Origin of the sequence: Sorangium sp. So ce1335 (assembly GCF_051521615.1) — a bacterium.
Taxonomy (GTDB): domain Bacteria; phylum Myxococcota_A; class Polyangia; order Polyangiales; family Polyangiaceae; genus Sorangium.
Window position 1 is genome coordinate 8,963,125 of sequence record NZ_CP150363.1, and the last position, 18,010, is coordinate 8,981,134.

An 18,010-nucleotide genomic window follows, 5' to 3' on the forward strand; every position below is an offset into this window, starting at 1 on the left:
GGCATGACCCACACCGCTCGGCGCGCGCGTCGCGCCGCTGCTCTGTGTCGGCAGCACCGCGATGTCTGGTAAATATCGCCGGTGACCAGCGATCTCTTCGAGCTCCACACCGCGCCGTTCGCGCCCGCGGACCTGCGCGTCGTCTCGTTCCGAGGACGTGAGGCGCTCTCCGAGCTGTTCTCGTTCCAGCTCGTCGTGCAGGCCGCTCCCGAGCTCGAGGGCCGCGACGCCGAGCTGCTCGGTGGCCTCGCCATCTTCATCCTGCGCTACGGGCGCGGCGCCGAGCGCCGCATCGAGGTCCTCATCGACCAGGTGCGCGCCGAGGCGGCCTTCACCCCCAGGACCGGGCCGACCTGGCACCTCCGCCTCGTCCCCCCGCTCGCGCTGCTCCGGCGCCGCACCACGAGCCGCATCTTCCAGGACGAGACCGTGCCGCAGATCCTCCAGCACGTCCTCACCGCGGCCTCCCTCCCGGTCGAGCTCCGCCTCTCGCGGAGGTACGCGGTCCGGAGCTACTGCGTGCAGTACCGCGAGAGCGACCTGGCCTTCGTGCGGCGGCTTGCTGCCGAGGAGGGGATCGCCCTGTGCTTCGCGGACGCGCCGGACCTCAGCGCCAGCGCGACGGCCCGCGCGCCCGTCATCTTCCTCGACGACCCCGCACAATATGCCGCGGCCTTCGGTGGCGAGGTGCCCGAGGCCCTTGTTCTGCGTCCGGAGGCAGGCCTCTCCCAGACCGGCCTCGAGGTCGTCTCCTTCAGCCTGCAGCGCGCCCTCAAGCCCAGTGCCGTGCATCTCAGGGACTACGACTTTCGCCGGCCCAACCTGGTCCTCAGCGAGAAGGCCGGCAAAGAGGCCGGTAGGCCCCCGCCGCTCGATGTCTACCAGCACCACGCTGACTACGACATGCCCGAGGTCACGCCCGATCGCGCCCGGGTCTTCCTGGACCAGGTCCAGCGCGGCTCCGTCGTCGGCCGCGGCGAGAGCTGGGTGCGCGCGCTCGCGCCGGGGCGCCGCTTCGATCTGCACGCCGAGGGCTCTCCCGGCCTCGAAGGCGCATACGCCGTCACCCGCGTCGTCCACGAGGGTCACACGCCCGAGCTGTCCGGACAGCCCGCCGAGCGCACCTACCGCAACCGCTTCGAGTGCGTCCCGGCAACCGCGCTGCTCCGGCCACGTGGACCGGCGCGCAAGCCGAGGCAGGTCCTGGAGACGGCGATCGTCACCGGGCCGGCTGAACACGAGGTGCATACCGACGAGCACGCGCGCGTGAAGGTGCAGTTCCACTGGGATCTGGAAGGGAAGCGCGACGAGAAGAGCTCGGCGTGGCTCCGCGTCGCGCAGAGCTGGGCGGGGGCATCGTTCGGCTCGCAGTTCATCCCGCGCGTGGGCATGGAGGTGCTCGTCGGCTTCCTCGGCGGGGACACCGACTGCCCGGTGGTGCTCGGGTGCCTCTACAACGCCACGCACCCTCCGCCGTTCCCGCTCCCGGCGGAGAAACTGAAGAGCGGACTGCGAACCCAGAGCTCGCCGGGCGCGGGCGGGGCAAACGAGCTGTCCTTCGACGATCGCGCGGGCGAGGAGCGCATCTTCCTCTTCGCGGAGCGCGACCTCGACGAGGTGGTTCAGCACGACCACGCCACGACGGTCGGTCACGATCAGCGAATCACCGTGCAGGGCGACCGCACCGTCGTCGCAGGTGGGGACCAGACGACCTCCACGCAGGGAAACCGGACCGAGAGCGCCGCCGGGTCGGCTATCGAACGGATCGGCCAGAACCGGCTCCTCGCGGTACAGGGATCACAGCACGTCGTGGTCGACGGCGACTCCAGCTGCGTGGTGGGGAGGGATCTGGACGTCGCGATCAAGGGCCGCCTGGGGGCGACGGTCGGCACCGAAGAAGACGAGGCCGTCGCGACGCTCGACGTACACGGCGACGGCGCGGTGGCGACCACGGGGAGCGTGAGGGTCAAGGCCGCCCGGTCGCTGCGGCTCTCGTGCGGGGCGAGCAGCATCGAGCTGACCCCGGACGAGATCAAGCTGGACGCCAAGGCCATCACGATCCTGGGCGGCGGCTCGGTCTCGCTCCTCGGTAAGGGCCCGGCGCTCTACCTGACGGACAAGGCGCTCGTCGACGCCAAGGCCATCACCATCAAGACGCCGCAGTCGTTCCTGAAGCTGGACGAGGACGCGAGCCTGCAGGGCAAGCTGGTGAAGCTGAACTGCGATGCGGTGGACGACGGCGAGCAGCCGGAACAGGAGAAGGAGCCGCTGAAGTCCTTCCGCGTCCGGGTCGCGGACGTCTACGAGAAGCCGTACGCCCGCAAGAAGTACCGGCTGGTGGTCGACGGCGTGAAGTACGAGGGCGTGACGACCGACGACGGGATGGTCGAGCAGGACCTGCCGCCGACGGCGGAGACGGGCGAGCTCGTGGTGTGGATCAAGGAGCCGGAGAAGGAACCGACGCTGACGTGGCGGCTGAAGCTCGGCGACCTGCCGCCGATGGATACGCCGCACGGGGTCCGGCTGCGGCTGAAAAATCTCGGCTACTACCGGCTCACCGAGGGGCACACCGAGGGGGCGGAGATCGAGGCGCTCAAGGCCTTTCAGCGCGATCAGGGCCTCGAGCCCACCGGCGTTCTCGACGAGGAGACGCGCGGCCGGATCGAGGCAGCGCACGGGCATTGACGGGAGGAGAGCGGACCGATGGCAGCGCGAAGCGTACTTTGCAACCTGGTGAACCAAACCGGCGAGCCGCTCACGTTCGTCGACCCTCCTCAGCTCGAGCACGGCATCCTCACCCCGGGTCAGGAGCCGCCGCGCTCCTGCGCCGGGACCGCGGTCTGGTCGGCCGAGTCCGACGGCTTCATGACCGGGACCGAGGGCCGCGTGACCTACCGCGGCTCGAGCGGCTCGGTCACACTGTACTGGAACAATCCCTTCATCGGCGGCAACGACTACGGCGCCACGCCGGGCGGCGACTACTTCCTGGTGAGGCTGCAGGGCCCGAAGGTGGGGAGCAACGTGAGCGCCACCTACGTGGTGGACCGCAAGAGCAAGCCGGCCCCCTCGCCGTCGCCGGAGGCGCCCCCAGCCGCTCAGGCGGCGCCCGCGCAGTCACGCCCGCTCGCTGCTGCACCCGAGCAACCCGGCAAGGATAGCCATGTGCCGAAGCTCGGCGGCCAGCTCACGATCGTCAGTCCGAAGGACTGGCTGGTCGACATCGCATGGCAGGCCGTCAACAGCATCGAGTGGAGCCCACTCATCCTCGAGATCACCGAAAACCGGCACGGTAGCCAGAGCGGCGCTGAATGCCCGAAGACGCTGCCCACTTTCCCGGGTGTGAAGGAGGGCGGGACGTGCCGGCGGCAGCATGACAGCCTGGAGAAGAAACGGATCGAGCGAGAGGCTGCCTACAGCGCAGAAGCGACGCGACTGAAGGGCTCGGGGATGGATGCTTCCGCCGCAGAGCAGGAGGCCCGAAAGAAGTACCCCCTGCTGTACAACGATTTTCATAGCTGGTGCGGCGATTTCGTGACATGGGTGTTCTGGAAGGCCTGGGTCTTGCGCGGGACGCCCGAGGACAAGATCACGAAAGAGGAGCTCGGGAAGTTTCTCAACCGAGAGTCGCTCAACGGGAAGTGGCAGGCGGGGGAGAACCTGAACATGGTGGAGGCCTACGCCAAGCGGTCGTCCACCGGCCTCCTCATCTGGCACCCCCCTGGCGATGGGTACGTACCCAAGCCAGGAGACATCTTCATGGCCAACCGCGAGGCCGGAGGACACATATCCATCGTCGCCTCTTACGAGCGAGAGGCTCCGGACGCACAGCCGAAGCGAGGCCACGATCAGTTCACAACAATTGATGGAAAATCATTCGACCGGGACAAGGAAACCGGCTGGATACTGTCACTGGAGAAGCTCAGAAAAGAGGGGCACGACGTCAAGCAACCCCAAGGGAAGTGGCAAGGCGTTGCTCAAACGAAGCGCAAGAGCAACGACAAGAAGGATCCGCTGCGAGGCTTCATCGACACCTCAAAGCTCCGTGAGGCTCTCGGCTACCGTTGAACGCGAGAAACTTCGCCATGCGCTCACCCCAATCCACAGTACCCGTCCTACTCGGTCTCCTGACGTGTGCAACTGCGCCGCTGTCATGCGGATGCAGCGGTGCGCCTGCGCCATCGGCCCCGGCCTCCAGCAGCCCCGCACCCCGCCCACCGGACGCGATAGACATCACCGAGCCTCCCTCCCCGGAGGGATCCCTGCACAAGGTCATCGACCTTCGGGTCACGGCGGCCGATCTCTGGCATCTGCAAGGCGGAGCGATCCTCCTCGAGAGCGATCGCGATCTCTTCGCCCTGATCCAGGGCGATTCGGTCCAGGCGCTTCCGGAGATGGGCCGAGGTCTACCGCCAGAGGACGGCACCGACGATCGGGGATCCGTCCAGATGATCACGGGACGCTGGCCCGATAGCGTATGGCTGGTGTGGCGAGATTACGACACCTCGAGCGCCGCAGATAACCTGTGGTACGAACGCCTGTTTCGGCACCGAGGTGATCGCTGGGAGCGGATACACGAGACCAAGCATGACCAGAGCTCCAACACCCTGTACCGCGGTCTCTGGGAGCAACAAGGCTGCCTCGTTGGTCTTCTCGCGGACGATCGAAACGAAAACAACGCCTGGCAAGCGCAGGCGGAAGCCCTCGACTGTGCCCGACGGCCATCTCCGACCTTATCATTCAAGGCGGCAAAACAGACAGAATATGGGATCGCCGCCGCGCTCGGGTTCGCTTCGGGACACGTCGCCGTGCTGGAACAACACACGAAGATGAAAGAAGGCGAGCCGAAGCCTCCCCGCCTGGTGCTGTCCCGGCCTGGCCCGCCCAACCGGACGGAGGTCGTGCTTCCGCTCCCGCCGGAGATCGCGCACGGCACGCGGAGCTTCAAGCTCCTCGACTGCAAGCTGCTGGGTGAAGGCCCGTCCGAGCTCTACCTTGTCGGGAACTACGACCTCGGGGCGCTTACGATACCCCTTCTCCTGCGCTTCGACGGGACGTCGTTCGCGCCGCTTCCGTCATCGCCGGTTTCATACATCGGAGACGCCGACCTGGCAGAGGATGGATCGCTGGCGCTGCTGGGCAGCCCACCGAAAGACACCCCTGAAGCGCGCTCCGTCTGGGTCCTACCGCGAGGCGGCGCCTGGAGGGAGAGGGCCATGCCGACCGATCGCCAGGTGGGTGAGCCTTACCGCCCCTGGAGCATCGCCGCTCGCTCGAACGATGACGTCTGGGTCGTGGGCTACCATGAGAACAAGGAGAGGAAGAATCGCCGGCTCGCCCTCTTCCACAGTCGCCGCCCGGCTCCCGCTGGCCATGGCGTAGGCGCGGCAGTCCCGTAGGGGCGCAGGATAGCTCGGAGGAACCATGCGGTCGCGATACCCCAGGCCAGGCAAACCCGCCGCCAAGCATGGCGATAAGGTCATCGGCATCGACACGCACATGGTGATGGTACCGTCGCCCGGCGGGCCTGTGCCCACGCCGACGCCGATGCCGTTCAGCGGAGAACTGTCCGGCGACCTGAGCGCGAACGTCCTCGTCGAAGGCAAGCTCGCGGCGCTCCAGGGGAGCACCGCGACGAACGCCCCCGCGCACGTGCCCGCGGGAGGCACGTTCCAGCGACCGCCGTCGAACCAGGCGCGGGTTCAGGCAGGCAGCAAGACGGTGCTCATCAACAACAAGCCGGCCGCACACTTCGGGGACCCGGCGCTGACCTGCAACGACCCGGCCGACGCGCCGAACGGGAGCGTGATCGCAACTGGGACCGTGCTGGTCGGCGACTAGAGGCCTGGAAGGTGGCGGATGCGAACGAGGCGGTGACGGTGGCGGTGACAGCGAGCGAAGCGATGTCGCTGGCGCAGTATGCCGCCGTCAAGGCCGCGGTGGCGGAGGGCTTCCCGCTCGCAGACGTGCTCGCGCTTGAGGGGCTGGAGCCACGTGCGTTTGCGCGTTCCGATGTCGCCTGGAAGCAGCGACTCGCCACCGAGCCGGAGCTGCTCGCGACGTACGAGCAGGAGCTGGCGCACGCGGAGGACTGGCTTGATCGGCAGGTCGAGCCGCTCGCGGACGACGCCGCCGCCTGGGCGGGCTTCCTCGGTGCGTTCGGGGCCCATCCGGCACCGTTCGAGTTGCTGCAGGAGAACGGCCTGGGCATGAACGACGTCGCGCGGCTCCGCCGCCGCTGGGCGCGGCGCGCGGAGGAGGACGCGAAGGTCGGCGAGCAGATCGCGGAGCTTCGCGCGAAGCCTGGGGCGCTGGGGCCGCTCCGGGTGGGCCCGCCGGTGCTGAGGCCGTCGAGGGTAGCCAATGCGCGGGAATCAGCGAAGGTGTCCGCAGGCGGGCCCACCGCCGCAACACCGCACGGTGAGCCCGGTCTGGGCCTGGCCGAGTACGCCGCGCTGTGTGCCGAGATCGAGGCGCTACCGACGCAGCGCGCGCGCGTGCTGCGGCGCCACGGCCTGGCTGATGACGAGGCGCGCGCCAGCTTCGATCGGCGATGGCAGGCCGCACTGGCGCGCGATGCGGCGCTGGCGAAGGATTTCCAACGACTCGAGGCGCACCACGCGCGTCGACTGGAGATGCTCCTCGCCCGGGCGCGTGACGTCGCTGACGTCGAGCGCTCGCCGGAACCTCTCGCCGCCTCGTCCGCGTCTTCCGCGCCGCCCTCGGGCGAGACGATGGCCGGGCCCATGACGCCCACCGTGCCCCCGGAGGCGCTGCGGGGCACGGGGCCCCTCCTGGATGTGCCCCGAGCCGCGGCGGTCCCCTTCGTGCCTGCGCGAGGCGCGCTCGCGCCCGCGACGACCGAGCCGAAGCCTCAGCGCGCCGCGGAATCGCTCACCGGCACGGCACCCCTGCCCGACATTCCACAACGGGCGGCGCTGCCATTCGCGCAGTCCAGTGGTTCGGCAAGGGTGAAGTCCCCGCCTCCTGTGGTCGCGGAGACCGGGCCGCTGCTGGACGTCCCCCGCGGCCCAGCTCTGCCGTTCGCGGCCGGAGCCTCGGGGCATCCTCCGCCGTCCACGCCGACAGCCCAGCCGCAGCGGCCACGGGCGCCCTGGGACGTCGTGGAGACGTCACCGGTGCAGGCTCCCCCGCAACACCCGGTGATCCCACTTGCCGCAACAACTCCCGCGACGCCTGCCGGCGCTCCGGCCTCATCGAAACCCGTTCCGCAGGCTCCGGCTGAGCTCGGAGAAACGTCGCTGAGCCTCGCGATCCCCCGTGAGCTGTTGAAACGAGCCGCGCACGGGCAGGCTGCTATGACCGGAACGGCTCCCCGAGGTTCCGCGGCGTCATCTTCGAGCGAGACCGGTCGCCATCGTCCGTCGCCTCTCGCCGAGCCGATCGAGATCGTCCTGCCGCTCGTTCAGTACGCTGCGCTCTGCGCCGAGCTGGTCGTGTTCCCTGACGCCGCCGAGGCGGTCTTTCAACGATATGGACTGGGTTCGATCGAGATGCGGTCAGCAATCGATGCCGCTTGGAAGGCGCGGCTCAGCAAGGAGCCCGCTGAGTACGCGAAGTGGCAGGAGATGTACCGGCGCTACCATGCGCACTTCGCAAAGCAAGGCGCGCCCGCGAGGTGATGGGAGACCCAAACGAGCGGGCACGGCAGCACCGATGGGCGGGCTCGAGGAGGCGTCCCGCCGTGTGACCTCCGTGTGCACCGACGCCAGGACACGGGGCTCCCTCTGCGAGGCCGGCGTGGGCGAGGCGTAGGTCAGCCGGCCGGTTAGCGCACGATGCGGTTGCTGCGCGGAGGGCGTGGGGCACCGAGCGCGCGCGTCGTATCTGTGGTAGCTGCCGCGCATGAACGTCGCGCTCGAACGGGTCAGCGCCAACGACGTCCGGCTGCAACGGTTGCTGCAGCTCTACCTTCACGAGTGGAGCGCGCGGGTGCGCGTGCCGATCGGTCCCGACGCGCTCTACACGTACCCGAAGCTCGCGCCGCTCGACGCGTGTCTTTTCCTCGACATCGACGCCGGGGTGCCGGTCGGCTTCGCGCTCACCTACCGCGACGACCGCGGCACGCAGCACGTCGAGGAGATGTTCGTGATCGCCGGCGCGCGCCGCAGCGGCGTCGGACGGGACGCCATGCACCAGCTCTTCGCCGCGCACCCGGGCCCCTGGACGCTCACGGTGCGCCCGGAGAACCCGGAGGGCCTCGCGTTCTGGCGGCGCACGACGGCCGAGCTCGAGAGCATCTCCGTCGACGAGCGCGAAGAGCGCGGCGCCGACGGCATCGTGCGCACCCGCTTCTCGTTCACGGTGCCCGCGCGGCTCTCGCGCTGACATCGTTCGGCTACGCCCGCGCGCTTCGAGGAGGCCGGGCGGCGCCGTGTGACCTCCGCGTGTCCCGACGCCAGGGCACGCGGCTCCAGATCAGGGTACTCTTCCGGTCACCGCCATCCCATGGGCTCGACGTTCGTGCGACAGGCCATCGAGGCCGATCTGCCTCGCCTCCCCGAGATCGAACGCTCGGCCAGCGAGGCCTTCCGGGGAACGGACCTGAATTTCGAGGCCCTGACGAGCGTGACCCCGGCGGAGGGTTGGCGAGATGCGCTTCGGGCAGGGACGCTGTGGGTGGTCGACGACGGCGCCGGTCGGCCGATCGCATTCCTGGGCGCCGAGACGGTGGGCGACGAGCTCCACATCCGCGAGTTCGACGTCGACCTCGATCACCAAGGCCAGGGGCTCGGTCGACGCTTGCTCAGCCACGTGATCGCGTGGGCACGGACCGCAAAGCTCCAGGCACTCACCCTCACCACCTTCCGGACCGTCCCCAGGAACGGGCCGTTCTACGCTGCGATGGGCTTTCGAGAGCTGTTACCGGCAGAGATGCCCTCCCGGCTCGTGGAGATCTTGAAGAACGAGGCGCGCCACGGCCTCGATCCGGCGCAGCGCTGCGCGATGCGGCTCGACCTCAGCGCGTCGTGACGATGGGCGAACATGCCGGCGTCGTGCGACTGGCCCCCTGCGCATCCACCAGCTCGGCCGCGGCGCCCTGGCTGTCACGGCCGAAGCGCGTCGCCACGAGGTAGTCGCACCAGCGCTCGACGCTCGTCTGGATCGGCGGCATCGCCAGCCCGATCGCGCGGGCGTGGGCGTCGGCCGCGCGGGTGTCATAGGCGTCCTCGGCGAGGAACGACAGGCTCTCTCGCGGCACGCCGGTGAGCGCCTCCGGCAGCAGACGTACAAGGCCGACGGGCAGCACCCACCTCGGGGCGCGGCGCTTCAGGTGGGCGGCGATGCCGCGGATCAGCGCGGGCAGCCGCGGCGTCGCCTGGTCGAGGACGCAGAGGTCCTGTTCCGCGGTCTCGGGGCGCTCGGGCACGCTCGCCAGGAAGCGCGCCAGGTAGTCGACGGTCACCAGCGGCAGGAAGGTGCGCTCGCTGCCGACGAGGGCCGGCAGGCGGCCCTGCCAGAGCCGCTCGACCGTCTCGCCGAGGCCGGTGAGCTGCGTCGTCTCGCCGGTGCGCGAGTCGCCGATGACGCTGCTCGGATGCACCGCCGTCCAGCGAAGCCCGCGCTCGGCCGCGAAGCGGCGCACGGCGAGGTACGACTCGTGCTTCGACGCCTCGTAGGCGCCGAGCCGGCGGTAGAGCCGGCCCCGCGCGCGCTCGGTCAGCGCGCCCTCCGCGCCCGGCCGGGTGCTCGCGTGCAGCATGCGGTAGCCGCCGAGATAGACGAAGCGCCGCAGGCGGGGCCGCGCGAGCGCCCACCCGGCCGCGTGCAGCGATCCCTCGACGTTGCAGCGCCGCGCCTCCTGCGCGCCGAGCCCGAAGGCGAAGCGCGCCGCCAGGTGATACACATCGCGCACCTGCTCGAAGCGGTCCGCCAGGCCGAGCGACGCCTCTTCGACATCGCCCTCGACCACAAGGAGCCGCCGCGAATCGCCGCCGTGCGCGTCGACGAACGCGGAGAGCGCCGCGGCCCGCTGCCGCGCGCGGCGCACCGGCGCCGCCACGACCTTCGTCCGGGTCAGCTCGGCCAGAAGCCAGCGCCCGATGAACCCCGTACCCCCCGTCACCAGCACCTCGACGTCGCTCACGTTCATAGGCCACCCAGCATGCGTCGCTGGACCCATGACGAACATGGGATGTATCTCATACCAGGCATGAGCGAGATCGATGTCCGCAGCATCAACCTGAACCTCCTCCCCGCTCTCGAGGCGCTGCTCGTCGAGGGCAGCGTGAGCGCTGCGGCGCGCCGCGCCCACGTCAGCCAGTCGGCGATGAGCCACTCCCTCGCGCGCCTGCGCGAGCTCTTCGGCGATCCCCTCCTCACCCCCCTCGGGCGCGGCCTCGCCCCCACGCCGCGCGCCCTCCAGCTCCGGGCGGCCCTGCCCGCCGCCTTCGAGCACCTCCGCCGCGCCCTCGCCTCCCCCGAGCCCTTCGATCCGCGCACCTCGACGCGCACCTTCCGTATCGCGACCGTCGACCACTTCGAGCTCACGACCCTCCCCGACGTGCTCGACCACCTGGGCCAACACGCCCCCTTCGTGCGCCTGGAGATCGAGCGCTTCTCCACAGATACCGTCCCTGCGCTGGTCCTCGGCGACGTCGATCTGGCCCTGCTCGGCGCCTCCCAGCCCGTGCCCGCCGCTGGGCTCCGCCGCGCGCCGCTCTACGAGGAGCCCTTCGCCGTCGTGGCCCGCAAGGGTCACCCGGCGATCAAGCGCCGCCTGGACCTCGAGACGTACATCTCCCTCGGCCACGTCCTCGTGAGCGTCGAGGGCCGCCGCGAGGGCGCCGTCGACCGCGCCCTGGCCCGCCTCGGCAAGCGCAGGCGCGTCGCCGTGCGCGTGCCCCACTTCGTGGCCGCGCCCCTCGCCGTGCGCAGCTCCGACCTCATCTGCACGATCGCGAGCAGCGTCGCCCAGCGCGCCCGCGAGCTCTTCGGAGTGCGGGTCTTCGCGCCGCCCTTCGAGCTGCCCGCCGCGCAGGTCGTGGCCCTGTGGTCGCAACGCCACGACGACGACCCGGCGCAGCGCTGGTTCCGGGACCTCTTCTTCTCGGGCCGTGCCCTCTCGCCGCACCTGCGGGCCCTGGTCCGCCGGTGCGCGGGATAGTCCGGCTGACGTGGGAGGCCGCCCGAGCGATGACCGACGCCGAGATCGGGAGGCGGCGGCCTCGGACGACGGCGCCACTCTCGCGCTGGAGCCCTGATGTTGCTGTCTGTACTGGATGGCCAGACACCGATCGCGCCACGATCCATCGCTCCCCTCCCCCGAGGCCAGGGTGCGGGTCTGGGACTCCGGATTCGGAGCGCTGCGCCTGATCGAGCGCACGGTGACAACGCCCGAGGGACGCAGCTTCACGCTCTGGGGCCTGCACCCCGACGACGCGCGCAAGCTCCCTCCCGGCGCCGTGCGCGCCGACGCCTCGCGCCAGGTGTTCGGCCTGGGTGGCCCTGATGTCGACGACGCCGCGTCCAGCCCCAAGAGCCTGGACAGCAAGGGTCCGGAGCCGGCATGAGCCAGCAGGTCCCGGCACCTGGGGCCGGCTCAGGTTCCCGGCACGGCTCGAGATGTGGCACCCACAGGCATGGGCACACTGCGGCACCTTCGCGGCGAATCGGCTCGAGATCGCCCGCTGTACAGCGTGATCGAGCGCCACGACGTCGCGAATGAGTTCGCCTCGGGGGACGTCGCGCATCCTGAGCTGAGTACGTCCTGGAAGTAGGCGCGTGACCGCCTCTGACACGGCACTTGCCATCGTCCCAGGCGGATGCGCTGGTCACCTGGTGCCGATGCCACGCGTTCTGGGGTGCGAAGCACCGGTTGTGGGCTTGTCTCCTCTACGAGCTGCTGGATAGGCTGGTACGGCATGACCGTGGCGCCTCCCCCCGCTGGAGTTCCCAGGCCTGGCGAAGTCATCGTCGGCAAGTACCGCGTGGAGCGCGTGCTCGGCGCTGGTGGGATGGGTGTGGTCCTCTCGGCCACGGACGGCGTCCTCGGTCGCCGGGTCGCCATCAAATTCCTTCTGCCTGCCACGGCCGCGCTCCCCGATGCCAGCGCCCGGTTTCTCCGCGAAGCGCGCGCGGCGGCGGCGCTGGAGAGCGAGCACGTGGTTCGCGTGCTCGACGTCGGCACGCTCGACACCGGCGCGCCCTACATGGTGCTGGAGCACCTCGTCGGCGAAGATCTCGGCGATGTGCTGCGCAGGCGCGGCGCGATGCCGGTCGGCGAGGCGGCCGACTACGGGCTCCAGATCTGTGCGGCGCTCGCCGAGGCGCACGCGCGCGGCATCATCCACCGCGATCTGAAGCCCAAGAACCTGTTCCTGGCGCAGCGCGCGGACGGCACGTCGCTCGTCAAGGTCCTGGATTTCGGCCTGTCGAAGATGCTGCTCTCGGGCGCGGAGTCTGTGCAGGAAGCGAGCCTGACGGCAACCGGGGTCATCATGGGCTCCGTCCACTACATGTCCCCCGAGCAGCTCCGCAGCTTCAAGCACACGGACGTGCGCACCGACGTCTGGGCGCTGGGGGTCACCCTCTACCGGATGCTGACGGCTCGCACGCCTTTCGAGGGCGGCGAGCTCATGGAGGTCATGGCGAGCATCCTGTCCGACGCGCCGCTGCCGATGTCGGCTCATCGGTGGGATGTTCCGCTGAGGATCGAGCGCGCCGTCGCCCGCTGCCTCGAGAAGGATTCGGCGCAGCGAGCGCAGAGCGTCACGGAGCTCGCGCGCAGCCTCCTGCCGTTCGCCGGCGCGCGAGGCCAGCTCCTCTTCGAGAGCATTGCACGACTTCAGCCGGATGCCGCAGCGCCCGCGCCGCACGATGCGGCGCCCGCGCGATCGAAGGCCGGATCCGGGGCGAAGATCGAGGCGGCCGCCGGAGAACGGCCGGTGAGCGTGGCGACGCAGCCGGCGAGCATGCAGCCCGCGTTTGCGGCGGCAGCGGATCGCATGGAGGATACAGCGCCTCTCCACCCTGATTCGTTAGATCCTGAACAGCCGCGCCGCGCGACGCGAGCCATAGATCCTGAACAGCGGCGCGGCGCGACGCGAGCCATTGCGCCGCTCATGGCGGCGGGAGCGGGCATTCTGGTGGGCGGCGCGGCAGCCCTGGCGTGGGTGCTCGCGCAGCGCTCTCCAGCAGCCGCCACGCCGCCGGTCGCCACGTCCGTCGTGCCCGGCGAGCCAGCCACCAGCAGCCCCCCTCCTGCCCGTACCTTCATCATCGAACTCCCGCAGAAGCCCATCAGGTCGCGAGTGACGGACTGAGTCCACCCCTTCCGTCCTATAGCGAGTGCCGGCGCTCGAAGCGGTGGGTGTCGCCAGGCTCGGTGAGATCGCGGCCACGGTACCGCCGTGGTGCTGGCCGAGCCGGCGGAGTCCTGCCCGGTGTCGAAGGTGCGCACCATCGTCTGGACCACGGCGAGCCGCTCGACCCGATTGTCAGGGACCGGCCTATTGGATCGCGACCGGGATGGCGAAACGGATCGGCCTCGGGTCGGCCAAGTGGATCGCAGCCGGGTCGGCCAAGTGGATCACGACAGGTAGGCGCCTGACGGCAGGGAGGGCGTTCGGAGAGAGAGAAATTGGGTCGAGCTTCCGGAATGCGTCGTACGCGCCGTCGGAGACGGCGACCGTAGGAGCGGGATCGGCGAAGCGGATCGCAGCCGGGTCGGCGAAGCGGATCGCGGCCGGGTCGGCCAAGTGGATCGCGGCCGGGTCGGCCAAGTGGATCACGGCCGAGACGGCGGAAGCGCCGGATCTCGGGCGTCAGACAGCGGTGAGGCATGTACACCCGAGCCTGATAGGGCCGGGCATGGCTCCCGGCTTCGAGGAGGCCGGGATGAGCGCGAGGAGGACGGAGATGCACAGGCTGCAGGAGCTCGTGCGCCTGCACCGCAGGGGCGAGGACTGCCGGGAAGTCGCGCGGCTGCTGGGGATGGGACCCAACACCGAGAGGCGGTATCGCACGGCGCTGTCGCAGGCTGGCCTGCTCGATGGCAGCGCGGAGCAGATCCCCGCGCTCGAGGTGCTGAAGGAAGCGGTAAGACAGCACGTGCCACCGAAGGTGGCGCCGCAGCAGCAGTCGAGCGTGGAGCGATGGCGAGCGTACATCGCGGCGCGCGTCGAGGAAGGGCTCAAGCCGGCAGCGATCTACGACCGGCTGCGGCTCGAAGAGCGCGACTTCAGCGGCAGCCGCTCCGCGGTCAAGCGCATGGTCGCGACGCTCCAGAGGGAGCAAGGGATCAGGCCGCAGGACGTCGCCATCGTCGTGGAGACCGATCCCGGGCACGTCGCGCAGGTCGACTTCGGGTACGCGGGGCGGCTGTGGGATCCTGAGACCAAGAGCCTGCGCAGGGCGTGGGTGTTCGTGATGGTGCTTGGCTACAGCCGGCATCTGTTCGCACAGATCGTGTTCGACCAGAAGACCGAGACGTGGCTGCGGCTGCACGAGGAAGCGTTCCGCGCCTTCGGTGGGGTGCCGTCGACGATGGTACCGGACAACCTCAAGGCGGCCGTGGTGCGGGCCGCCTTCGGCGTGGACGAGGACTCGGCGCTGAGCCGCAGCTACCGCGAGCTCGCGAGGCACTACGGCTTCACCGTGGACCCGACGCCGCCGCGAGCGCCGCAGAAGAAGGGCAAGGTCGAGGCGAGCGTGAAGTACGTCAAGCGCAACGCTCTGGCGGGTCGCGAGGGGCAGGACGTGGACGAGGTGCGCGCGGCGCTCGGTCGATGGATCGTCGAGATCGCGGGCACTCGGCAGCACGGCACCACGAAGCGGAAGCCGCTTGAGGTGTTCGAGGCCGAGGAGAAGAGCCGGCTTCAGCCGCTGCCGCTGCGCCCGTACGAGCTCGTGACCTGGAAGCGGGCGCGGGTGCATCGCGACTGCCACGTCGAGCTCGGAGGAAGGCTGTACTCGGTGCCCTGGCGGCTGGTGGAGCGCGAGGTGTGGCTGCGCGCGACGCCGTCGAGCGTGGTGGTGTATGCCGACGACGAGGCCGTGGCACGGCACGATCGGCGCGGCGCCGGCCTGCGCAGCACGCTCGAGCGGCACCTGCCCGAGGAGCGCGCGGCGCTGCGGCACCGGAGCCGCGCCTACTGGGAGCAGCGCGCCGACCAGATGGGCAAGGACGTGGGCAGGTTCGTCCGCGAGGTGTTCGACGCCGACGACGTGCTCTCGCAGCTGCGCAAGGTGCAGGCGATCGTCACGCACCTGGAGAAGTTCCCCCAGGAGCGCGCGCAGGCCGCGTGTCGCCGCGCGAGCCATTACGGCAACCTCAGCTACCAGGGCGTTCGCGACATCCTCCGGCGCGGGCTCGACTTCGAGCCGAGCCCACAGAGCGCTGCGCCGGCGGCGTGGTCGGATGCGCCTCCGCGGTTCGCGCGCGACCTCCGGCTGCTGGCGGCGTCGCGGCTGTCGTCGACAGGAGGGGACCATGGGCCTCACTGACGAGCTGGTGCCGGTGCTCAAGAAGCTGCGCCTGTCAGGCGTGCTGCAGTCGCTGGAGGTGCGCGTGCGGCAGGCCGTCGACGAGCAGCTCTCGCACGAGGAGTTCCTCGTGCGGCTGCTGTCCGACGAGGTGGATCGCCGTGACGGGCGGCAGTTCGATCAGCGCGTCCGCCGAGCGGGCTTCGACAGCCTCAAGACGCTGGAGGACTTCGACTTCCAGTTCAACCCGAGGGTGCCGAAGGCGAAGGTGATCGACCTGGCGACCTGCTCCTTCGTCGAGCGCCGGCAGAACGTGCTGCTGGTCGGCCAGGCGGGGGTCGGCAAGTCGCACATCGCTCAGGCGCTCGGTCACCGCGCCTGTCGCGCTGGCTACCAGGTGCTGTACGTGGGCGCCGGCGACATGCTCAAGCAGCTGCGCGCCGGCCGCGCCGACGGCAGCTACGATCGTCGGCTGGCGAGGCTCGTCGGCGTCGACCTGCTCGTCGTCGACGACCTCGGCCTCCGCTCGCTGACCGTGGAAGAGGCGGCCGATGTCTACGAGGTCATCCGGCTGCGTTACCAGCGCGGGGCGATGATCCTGACGTCCAATCGCGCCGTGGAGGAGTTCGGCGGCCTGTTCGGCGATCCGCTGCTCGCCAGCGCCGCCATGGACCGGCTGCTCCACGACGCCCACGTCCTCGTCCTCGAGGGCGACTCGTACCGCAACCCTCCCCCGGGCCGGCGACGCCGGGCGGCGGAGGCATCGAAGGAGAGCAAGACATGAGCATGTCGAGCGGGTGGCAGGATCCGCTTGGCCGACCCCGAGCGTCGATCGCCCGGGTCGTGATCGCGGCGCTGGCGGCGCTCGCGATCACAGGATCCGCTTGGCCGACCCAAGCGCGATCCATGAGGCCGAGCTATGACAACCCGATCGCCGCGTTGCAGTCCGCTGTCTGGGGCGGAGACTGGGCCTGGCTCATCACCGAGCTGCGGCAGGAGCAACAAGCCGATCCAGGGGCGCTATCCATCCACGTCGCGGAGGCGGAGGACCAGCTCGTCGGCGCCGGGTGGGCGCGCTTTCATCGGAATACCCAGTTCGCGAGCCTGTGGGGCGGCAGCACGCTGCGGGCGTGGCGCGGACGCGGGATCTACCGCAGCCTCGTCGCGCGGCGCGCCGCGCAGGCCCGGGAGCGCGGGCTGCGCTACCTGCAGGTGGATGCCTCGCCGGACAGCCGCCCGATCCTGGAACGGCTCGGAATGCACATGGTTTCCACCACCACGCCGTACGTGTGGAGCCCGCCGCGGTCGTGAAGCGCCGCGCGTGGAACCCGCGCTTGCGTCGGCTGGTGGCTCGTACGCCGCCGCTCCGCGCGGGTGCGCACCTCTCCGAAAGCGCCTATCCGCCCCTCCGGCGCCGTGGCCCGGCCCCTTCTACCTTCGCGAGCCGCTTCTCGCACCGCTCGATCGCCTCGACGATCTTCGCCCTGCGCTCGCGCTCCGTGCGCCAGCGCCGCGGCTCCGGCAAGCCGAGCCACCGCGCGAGCCGCTCCAGCGCGGCGATGTCGGCGCGGAAAAGACGCTCGCGGCTCAGGCGGATCACGATGGCATCAGCGTAGCTCAGGGACCCGGGCACCGGAGGACGTATCCAGACGCGTTCCCCCCGGCCGCGGCCGGAGCGCCGGGCGGTGAGAGCTCGCCCCGGGCCGGAGCCTCGGGCGCCTCGAAAAAAATCGACCGACCCCCTGTCGGGTTTTCCTCCTGGCTTCCGGATGACGGGGTGAGGCGAGCGAGCAGCGGGGTGAAGCGACCCCGGGACCGCTCGCCTGCGCTCAACACCTGACCTGAAAGAAGATCCTGGGAGCCACCATGAACCCTATCGCCCTCTTCCGCAGCCTCTCGCCCCTCGCCCTCGCCCTGCTCGTCGCCGCCCCCGGCTGCGTGGCCACCGCCGCCGAGCCGCAGGCCGAATCCCTCGCGGAGGACGCACCGGCCTCGGACGGCGCGGAGATCGAGAGCGCCGCCGGCGAGCTGACAGCCACCCTCTCCGCCGCGGCGTTCGATGACGGCGCGGAGCTCTCGACGGCGGACGCCGGCGGGGACGCCCTTCTGTCGCCCATCACGCTCGTCGGCCTCTCCACGCCGTTCTATGTCCCTCCGCGCGTCGGTGGAGATGCCGAGTACGACGGCCACGGGCCGAGCGTGTCGCTCCAGGTCGAGCTGAGCGTCTTCAACGGCAACGAGCTCTGGGCCGCCGTCTACATGGACGCCCTGGAGACAAAGAGCAACTGGACGCACGCAGAGGGGACCGCCTGGTATCGCCTGCACGTCGCGAGCCGCCCGATCGTCGACGTGGATGGCCCGATCTCCTTCAGCCACACGTACACGGACACGGACCACGCCCACGACATCTTCACGTTCGCGCCAGAGAACCTCGTTAACAAGCTGGATTACGTCGGTGACACGAGGGGGAACGAGGCGGGGACGAAGACCGGTGTCAGGGTCTTCTTCAATCCCATCACCATCGTGACCGAATAGCACGGAGGCTCGCGCCCCGGCGCGTACCGGG

At 70.1% G+C, this 18,010-nt stretch carries 17 protein-coding genes; 14 read left to right on the plus strand and 3 right to left on the minus strand.

Annotation, left to right across the window (positions count from 1 at the left end):
- The first annotated feature begins 81 nt into the window (after window positions 1–81).
- The 7 genes from tssI to WMF24_RS33220 all read left to right on the plus strand — a co-directional run bounded on the left by tssI (window position 82) and on the right by WMF24_RS33220 (window position 8,991).
- Window positions 82–2,685, plus strand: coding sequence for a type VI secretion system tip protein TssI/VgrG (gene tssI, locus WMF24_RS33190; protein WP_437731441.1), 2,604 nt, complete (start codon window positions 82–84; stop codon window positions 2,683–2,685).
- Window positions 2,686–2,703: 18 nt separating this feature from the next.
- Entirely contained in the window at window positions 2,704–4,065 is a 1,362-nt protein-coding gene (locus WMF24_RS33195) for a hypothetical protein (RefSeq protein WP_437731442.1), read from the plus strand.
- A gap of 17 nt (window positions 4,066–4,082) precedes the next feature.
- Entirely contained in the window at window positions 4,083–5,396 is a 1,314-nt protein-coding gene (locus WMF24_RS33200; RefSeq protein ID WP_437731443.1) for a hypothetical protein, read from the plus strand.
- Between the two features lie 25 nt (window positions 5,397–5,421).
- Window positions 5,422–5,838 carry a PAAR domain-containing protein gene (locus WMF24_RS33205; RefSeq protein ID WP_437731444.1) on the plus strand — a complete coding sequence of 139 codons (417 nt, stop codon included), beginning with the start codon at window positions 5,422–5,424 and terminating at the stop codon, window positions 5,836–5,838.
- A gap of 11 nt (window positions 5,839–5,849) precedes the next feature.
- A complete protein-coding gene (locus WMF24_RS33210; RefSeq protein WP_437731445.1) occupies window positions 5,850–7,640 on the plus strand; it encodes a hypothetical protein in 1,791 nt (596 codons plus the stop codon).
- Between the two features lie 223 nt (window positions 7,641–7,863).
- Complete coding sequence (locus WMF24_RS33215; protein ID WP_437731446.1) at window positions 7,864–8,346, plus strand: GNAT family N-acetyltransferase; 483 nt, start codon at window positions 7,864–7,866, stop codon at window positions 8,344–8,346.
- Window positions 8,347–8,466: 120 nt separating this feature from the next.
- Entirely contained in the window at window positions 8,467–8,991 is a 525-nt protein-coding gene (locus tag WMF24_RS33220; RefSeq protein ID WP_437731447.1) for a GNAT family N-acetyltransferase, read from the plus strand.
- On the opposite strand, the gene WMF24_RS33225 is transcribed toward WMF24_RS33220, so the two are convergent.
- On the minus strand, window positions 8,978–10,111 hold the full coding sequence (locus WMF24_RS33225) for an SDR family oxidoreductase (protein ID WP_437731448.1): 1,134 nt from the start codon (window positions 10,109–10,111) through the stop codon (window positions 8,978–8,980). The genes WMF24_RS33220 and WMF24_RS33225 overlap by 14 nt on opposite strands.
- A 60-nt stretch (window positions 10,112–10,171) precedes the next feature.
- Between WMF24_RS33225 and WMF24_RS33230 the strand changes: the two genes are divergently transcribed.
- The 3 genes from WMF24_RS33230 to WMF24_RS33240 all read left to right on the plus strand — a co-directional run bounded on the left by WMF24_RS33230 (window position 10,172) and on the right by WMF24_RS33240 (window position 13,283).
- Window positions 10,172–11,125, plus strand: a complete 954-nt coding sequence (locus tag WMF24_RS33230) for a LysR family transcriptional regulator (protein ID WP_437731449.1) — start codon at window positions 10,172–10,174, stop codon at window positions 11,123–11,125.
- A gap of 115 nt (window positions 11,126–11,240) precedes the next feature.
- Window positions 11,241–11,531, plus strand: a complete 291-nt coding sequence (locus WMF24_RS33235; protein WP_437731450.1) for a hypothetical protein — start codon at window positions 11,241–11,243, stop codon at window positions 11,529–11,531.
- Window positions 11,532–11,882: 351 nt separating this feature from the next.
- A complete protein-coding gene (locus WMF24_RS33240) occupies window positions 11,883–13,283 on the plus strand; it encodes a serine/threonine-protein kinase (RefSeq protein ID WP_437731451.1) in 1,401 nt (466 codons plus the stop codon).
- A gap of 186 nt (window positions 13,284–13,469) precedes the next feature.
- On the opposite strand, the gene WMF24_RS33245 is transcribed toward WMF24_RS33240, so the two are convergent.
- Window positions 13,470–13,751, minus strand: coding sequence for a hypothetical protein (locus WMF24_RS33245; protein WP_437731452.1), 282 nt, complete (start codon window positions 13,749–13,751; stop codon window positions 13,470–13,472).
- A 106-nt stretch (window positions 13,752–13,857) separates the two neighbouring features.
- On the opposite strand from WMF24_RS33245, the gene istA reads away from it, so the two are divergent.
- The 3 genes from istA to WMF24_RS33260 are packed head-to-tail and all read left to right on the plus strand — an operon-like array spanning window position 13,858 to window position 16,755.
- Window positions 13,858–15,465: an IS21 family transposase gene (gene istA / locus WMF24_RS33250; RefSeq protein WP_437731453.1), complete on the plus strand. Its 1,608-nt coding sequence runs from the start codon at window positions 13,858–13,860 to the stop codon at window positions 15,463–15,465.
- Window positions 15,452–16,228, plus strand: a complete 777-nt coding sequence (gene istB / locus WMF24_RS33255; RefSeq protein ID WP_437731454.1) for an IS21-like element helper ATPase IstB — start codon at window positions 15,452–15,454, stop codon at window positions 16,226–16,228. The genes istA and istB overlap by 14 nt, the downstream gene beginning before the upstream one ends.
- Window positions 16,225–16,755: a GNAT family N-acetyltransferase gene (locus tag WMF24_RS33260; RefSeq protein ID WP_437731455.1), complete on the plus strand. Its 531-nt coding sequence runs from the start codon at window positions 16,225–16,227 to the stop codon at window positions 16,753–16,755. Before istB ends, WMF24_RS33260 begins: the two co-directional genes overlap by 4 nt.
- Window positions 16,756–16,840: 85 nt before the next feature.
- Here WMF24_RS33260 and WMF24_RS33265 read toward each other — a convergent pair whose 3' ends face one another.
- Window positions 16,841–17,044: a hypothetical protein gene (locus WMF24_RS33265; protein WP_437731456.1), complete on the minus strand. Its 204-nt coding sequence runs from the start codon at window positions 17,042–17,044 to the stop codon at window positions 16,841–16,843.
- A gap of 266 nt (window positions 17,045–17,310) precedes the next feature.
- Here WMF24_RS33265 and WMF24_RS33270 point away from each other — a divergent pair, with 266 nt between their 5' ends.
- Window positions 17,311–17,979 (plus strand): hypothetical protein, encoded by a 669-nt coding sequence (locus tag WMF24_RS33270; protein WP_437731457.1) that lies wholly within the window; start codon window positions 17,311–17,313, stop codon window positions 17,977–17,979.
- The last annotated feature ends 31 nt before the right edge of the window (window positions 17,980–18,010 follow it).